This is a genomic window from Acinetobacter sp. YH16031, assembly GCF_013417335.1.
Classification (GTDB): Bacteria; Pseudomonadota; Gammaproteobacteria; order Pseudomonadales; family Moraxellaceae; genus Acinetobacter.
This window is the reverse complement of the sequence record NZ_VPED01000067.1, coordinates 1-4,883: the sequence shown is the minus strand read 5'-3', so window position 1 is coordinate 4,883 and position 4,883 is coordinate 1. Positions and strand designations below refer to the sequence as shown.

8 protein-coding genes and 1 pseudogene are annotated in these 4,883 nt (G+C 35.4%); 4 read left to right on the top strand and 5 right to left on the bottom strand.

Annotated features, from left to right (window positions below; all coding sequences use genetic code 11):
• Positions 1-203 precede the first annotated feature (203 nt).
• The gene (locus FTV31_RS15465; protein ID WP_000358348.1) at positions 204-503 is read left to right on the top strand and encodes a hypothetical protein; all 300 of its coding nucleotides are present in this window, start codon (positions 204-206) and stop codon (positions 501-503) included.
• A gap of 173 nt (positions 504-676) precedes the next feature.
• Here the strand turns inward: FTV31_RS15465 and FTV31_RS15460 are convergent, their stop codons facing one another.
• From FTV31_RS15460 to FTV31_RS15450, 3 genes and pseudogenes are all read right to left on the bottom strand, one after another.
• Complete coding sequence (locus FTV31_RS15460) at positions 677-991, bottom strand: hypothetical protein (protein WP_070155405.1); 315 nt, start codon at positions 989-991, stop codon at positions 677-679.
• Between the two features lie 2 nt (positions 992-993).
• Complete coding sequence (locus FTV31_RS15455; RefSeq protein WP_070155403.1) at positions 994-1,407, bottom strand: hypothetical protein; 414 nt, start codon at positions 1,405-1,407, stop codon at positions 994-996.
• A gap of 133 nt (positions 1,408-1,540) precedes the next feature.
• Positions 1,541-1,636: pseudogene (locus tag FTV31_RS15450) on the bottom strand (transposase domain-containing protein); the annotation flags it as partial.
• An 88-nt stretch (positions 1,637-1,724) separates the two neighbouring features.
• Here FTV31_RS15450 and FTV31_RS15445 point away from each other — a divergent pair.
• From FTV31_RS15445 to FTV31_RS15435, 3 genes are read left to right on the top strand one after another with little or no spacing between them, the layout of a single operon-like run.
• Positions 1,725-2,048, top strand: a complete 324-nt coding sequence (locus FTV31_RS15445) for a transcriptional regulator (RefSeq protein WP_104505828.1) — start codon at positions 1,725-1,727, stop codon at positions 2,046-2,048.
• Positions 2,029-2,343: a DNA-binding transcriptional regulator gene (locus FTV31_RS15440; protein ID WP_104505827.1), complete on the top strand. Its 315-nt coding sequence runs from the start codon at positions 2,029-2,031 to the stop codon at positions 2,341-2,343. Before FTV31_RS15445 ends, FTV31_RS15440 begins: the two co-directional genes overlap by 20 nt.
• A 38-nt stretch (positions 2,344-2,381) precedes the next feature.
• Positions 2,382-2,696: a hypothetical protein gene (locus FTV31_RS15435; RefSeq protein WP_104505826.1), complete on the top strand. Its 315-nt coding sequence runs from the start codon at positions 2,382-2,384 to the stop codon at positions 2,694-2,696.
• 699 nt (positions 2,697-3,395) lie between these two features.
• Here FTV31_RS15435 and FTV31_RS15430 read toward each other — a convergent pair.
• Both FTV31_RS15430 and FTV31_RS17635 read right to left on the bottom strand, forming a co-directional pair.
• Complete coding sequence (locus tag FTV31_RS15430; RefSeq protein WP_074163995.1) at positions 3,396-3,896, bottom strand: META domain-containing protein; 501 nt, start codon at positions 3,894-3,896, stop codon at positions 3,396-3,398.
• A 2-nt stretch (positions 3,897-3,898) separates the two neighbouring features.
• Positions 3,899-4,883, bottom strand: a 985-nt coding sequence (locus tag FTV31_RS17635; RefSeq protein ID WP_349665759.1) for a S1 family peptidase, incomplete at its 5' end; no start/stop codon positions are given.

Sequence of the window (4,883 nt, the reverse complement as noted above, 5' to 3'; positions counted from 1 at the left end):
TAATTCAAGTGAATTTGTTTGAAAGAAGAACTTTAAAAGCTTTATTTTCACCCGATAAAATACCCATAAAACAAGAGGAAGCTCATTTGAGCTTCCTCTTGTGAAAAATTGTGGGACAGCAATGGCTGCATGCCCCCATTTTTGGCTTCGTATAACGTGTATTATGTTAATTTTAGGGAAACTTAATTCTATAGGTGATACCAATGGACAAAAAGATAGAAGAGAAAACTAAAGATATTAATGAAAAAATTCAAAAATTGGATTTAGCTATCCAAGAACTAATAGAAACTACAGACAATTTTTTTATTAATGATAAGTACTATGGAATTGAATGTGCTTTTATTTTAGACCATGCACTAAATATTAAAATGCACTTTTTCAACAAGTATCCAGCATTTGCACCACCTCACTTACGAGGAGTAGAAAATTATGATCGAATTATACATATTAGAGAAAATAATCCTGAAGATAAGCTAGAACAAATTTCTCCTCTTAAAGACTAAATTTTCTAATCGCGTACTTAGAAGCCCCTATTATTTAACATAATGGCTGTTATACGAGATGAAAAAACCTAGGCACTGGCCTAGGTGTTAAATTAAAAAAATACATAAAAATTAAGGCTATAGTCTCAATTTTTCAACTTCGTATAACGTGTATTATGTTAATTTTAGAAGATCTATACAATTCTGTACTTTTTCACAATCATAGAAAAAGCAAATAAAATACTTATCCAAAATAAATAATCAATAAAAAAATTGAGAAAAACAAATTGATCCATGCCGATGAAAATAAATAAAGGATTGATACTTATACTTCCGACTGGAGAGGTTTCACCATCTATAAGGAACTGGAGAGGAAATCCCCCAGCTATGACTTTAACTTTTTCAAGCTTATCTACAACTATGCGAGCAACTAATATATTTTTTTGATAAAGCAAAGATACGTAAGTCAAAATAATCGCTAAAAAATTAAAATATAATATTTTTTTCATAACTATTCTTTATCTTTTAAGTTAATTAAAAACAGCCAATAACATAAGCCAGGAAATAGAGCCAGAAAGCTAGCCCATGTATTGGTATACATCTTCCACCAATCTTCAGCAATCTTTCCAGTATGCCCCCATCCTAAAAGAATAAAAAATGGAGTAGCAATAATTAGAGAGGTAATACAGATGGTTAATAAATTAAGACTGTTATAACGATTTAAAAGAATTGAGAATATGTAGCTAAAAGGCACAGTCAAAATACAATAAGCCAAGTAAATAAGACCGTGTCCTACAAGAACTACGAAAATCGAGTATAGGCTGTATTCGTGATTCACTGCGATAAACAGGACTGTTGTTAAAAAAAGTAAAGGTAAAGGAGCAAGTAAGAGTGCTTTTACTATTTGTTCATTTGAGTATTTCACTAATTTAATTCTCTTATCTACTCAATAAATAATAATACTATAACGATTTTATTGGAGGTTTTTTGATTCTATTTAACATAATGGCGGTTATACGAATTGAACGTAAGCGTCCGCTGAACCCCATGCCTATTTTTTAATTCGGTTCAGGTTTCCAGCGGTGTGGTAGCAATTCTTCAATCTGAGTCACTTTATGTGTCGGCAACCTTTTCAGCACATCACTTAAATAGGCATTTAATCCTGAGAACTAAGAATTATCATTTAAAAATACCACAAAGTAGTATAAAATAAACTACTACAAGGTAGTATGAATGCAATCAATGTATACAATATGTGAGACTCCATTATTTACTAAATACTGTCTTGTTTATTGGACTCAGGAAGAATATGAGGAATTCAAAACATTCTTAGCATTAAATCCTGAAGCAGGAGATGTAGAGCCTAATGCAGGTGGTATTCGTAAGATTAGATGGACTAGCGGTGGTAGAGGTAAAAGTGGTGGTGTCAGAGTCATCTACTTTAATCGTTTAGCAAATGGAGAGATTTGGTTATTAACCTTGTACAGTAAAAAGCAAACTGTACAGCTTAGTAAGAAGACTCTTCAAGCATTAGTGGAGAAACTAAATGACTCGTTTAATGACTGAAAAAGAACTTGAGGCTTTTGAAGCAACTAGGGATATTGAAGCTGAAATATTACAAGGCATCGACGATATGCTTACTAGTAATGCAGCGAAAAGAACCGTAATCACTGAGACAGATGTAGCGTTAGCTCGTAGAAAGGCTCAACTAACACAAGATCAGTTTGCTAAGATTCTTGGCGTATCAAGACGTACTCTTGAATCATGGGAACAAGGTGCGAGAAGACCATCAGGAGCAGCAACATCCCTTATTCGATTATTTATTGTTGATCCAAAATTTGTAAAAGAGAGTCTGGCTTAATTTAGACAGCTCTCTACTATATTTATTTAAGGTTTTTTATGAAGCACTTAGGATTTGTGGGAAAAAGTACTGAATATTTAGGGTATACCCATATTGAAATTATCAATAGCTCATTACGCTTATCTTTCAATATTCCATCAACAAAAGATCTAGAAGAAACCTTTAAAAAGATAGTCGAAAATAACTATGATTTACTCATGGAAACATCAGCAGAAATCGAGTTCGAATTAGAAAGTGAAACGCTAGCAAAGATAGAAACCATCATAAAAGAAAAAGGGATTGAACTTGATGAGTTTGTTCAAAATGCGCTGATTAAACTTATCAACCAAAATGAATTGGCTAAGACTGATTAGACCTTAAATGCAGACAATAAAAAACCCCAGCATCCTGCCGGGGTTTCTCATATTGGGTTGCTAGGTATGACTCCTGTCTTACCTCACGCTCCTGGTGCGATCTTTCTTATTCTTGTTGTTTGGAACTTCCTGTTCCTGATGAGTTCATCATAGGAAAATTCCACTGTTCCTGGTAGCCGCAAAGAGCCGAGATTGTTGTGCGCCAGGGCGTACAAAATAGCCTAAATTTTATCCACAGCCATTGGGGATAGTTTCGGATCCTGAAAGCCGATGAAATGGGCACTGATTGCCAAATTGATCGTTTTTTAATCAAATTTACTGGCAAAATATTACAGATCTGCTTAAAAACTCACCAACTTATTACAAAAGCCGATTTTTTGCTTTTTCTTAGTCATGGCTAAATTTTCAAGTGATTGATATTTATATTAATATACAAGTGTATTGCGTATAACCACCATTATGTTAAATAGGGAATTCAAAGCTCTTTCTAAGAGTTGGTATAGTGGTAATACTTATTGAGTGCGTAAAAGAATTAGATTAATAAAATACTCAAAAGAAAAATAGTAAAAGGGAACTTACAGAAAATAAGTTACCGGCTCTTAAAATTATATTTAAACAAAGAAGCCCAACTAAATGATTGGGCTTCCTCATATCTAACTTTACCTTATGATTTTCATCAGTGTACTGCAAGAATTTAGACTACTTGTTGACTTGAACACCTTTAAAAATCAATTTCTCTTTTTTTTGTGTTTCTATAAGCAGTTGTGCCTGCCCCTTACGAGATTGAAGATATAATGTGGGAGCATTCACCAGAATATCTATCATCGTACTTTCACGTAAGTTGATATCATCAGGACAGCCCATCATTGTGGCAACAATTGGTTGTTCAGCATATAAATGATTGCCCTTAAAATGAATACCAATCGAATTTATATTACAAAACAAATTCCCAATATACAGCATCTTTTCTGCAAATTTTAGCGTGATAGGTTGGTCAGGTTTTGAAGCCAGAAATAATGAATCTATACGTTCACTATTAGCATTTGTTGCCTCGATTAATTCCCAAGAAAATTGCGCCAAGGTCTGCTCACTAAAGGACATCACTTGTAATTCTTGTATCTTGGACTGATCGGCTGATGAAGGCTTATGACAAGCGCTCAAAAGTCCAACGACGAACATCAGTATAAATATTCTAGTCATCGTTATTGTCCGTATAATAATGAGTAACCCTCTTTATAGAGTTCATCAGTAGACATATAGGTCATATATCCATTAGGTTTGGCGGCACCTCCGCAATACCCCTGACCTTTCATGGAAGAACTCCATGTGCCTTGATAAGTTGCAGTAGATAATAACCCTGCCGCCACACTTCCAATAAAGATTGGACCACCACTATCGCCACCCCAACAATCCAACGTTGGACCTGAAACTTTTACCCATGTTGCATTACACACACCTGCCCCTGATGGTCCACATTTATTGTCAGTACCAAATGCTTTAAATGCGGTCGACTGAACCGTACCACAACTATAACCAGTTTTCATTCCATAATGACAGACATACGTACCAACAGGTGTGTTACCTTGTGTACGTCGACCAGTTAGAGTTTTGACCACATTGTCACTGGCGAAAAATTCTGGGTTCAAGGTATGTGTAGATGATACTAAACTCATGGTTTGGAAATCCTGACTACCATTCCAGAAGTCTCCCACAAAGGTTAGTGCAATATTATCATTGCCAGTTGTCTTGCGGTCATCTACAGTAATTTTGTAATTCTTACAGTGAGCCGCTGTGGTCGCAAATTTTGTACCCGCAGCGTTTTTCACATTAAAACCTGTTGTACAATTATAAAAAGTGGTTGAAGTTGTACTATCCGCCATCAGCATGGTTTCTGCTGCCCTTACTGCGGCACTATGTCTTAATGGAATATTAGTGGTCGTTACTTTAAGTGGGACATTGGTTAATGTTCTAGGTTTTTCACTGCTCAGTAATTTCAAACCCTGTGTTTGGTTGGTTGCAGTATGCTTTGGATCATAAAGCTCTAAATCAATGCTATTTTCGGCACTGTTGCAAATAGTCGGTGGTGATAAACTTATCATCCCCTTTTGCTGATGGAGCTGCACATGAACCCATTCAAAGGCCGGCATTTTCAGCGTGACATCATTCTGTGGGCCGTACGCTGGTACT

Excerpts from the sequence above, each read along its gene's own strand:
- FTV31_RS15465 (WP_000358348.1), top strand. The coding sequence starts at position 204 with ATGGACAAAAAGATAGAAGAGAAAACTAAAGATATTAATGAAAAAATT.
- FTV31_RS15460 (WP_070155405.1), bottom strand. The coding sequence starts at position 991 with ATGAAAAAAATATTATATTTTAATTTTTTAGCGATTATTTTGACTTAC.
- FTV31_RS15445 (WP_104505828.1), top strand. The coding sequence starts at position 1,725 with ATGTATACAATATGTGAGACTCCATTATTTACTAAATACTGTCTTGTT.
- FTV31_RS15440 (WP_104505827.1), top strand. The coding sequence starts at position 2,029 with ATGACTCGTTTAATGACTGAAAAAGAACTTGAGGCTTTTGAAGCAACT.
- FTV31_RS15435 (WP_104505826.1), top strand. The coding sequence starts at position 2,382 with ATGAAGCACTTAGGATTTGTGGGAAAAAGTACTGAATATTTAGGGTAT.
- FTV31_RS15430 (WP_074163995.1), bottom strand. The coding sequence starts at position 3,896 with ATGACTAGAATATTTATACTGATGTTCGTCGTTGGACTTTTGAGCGCT.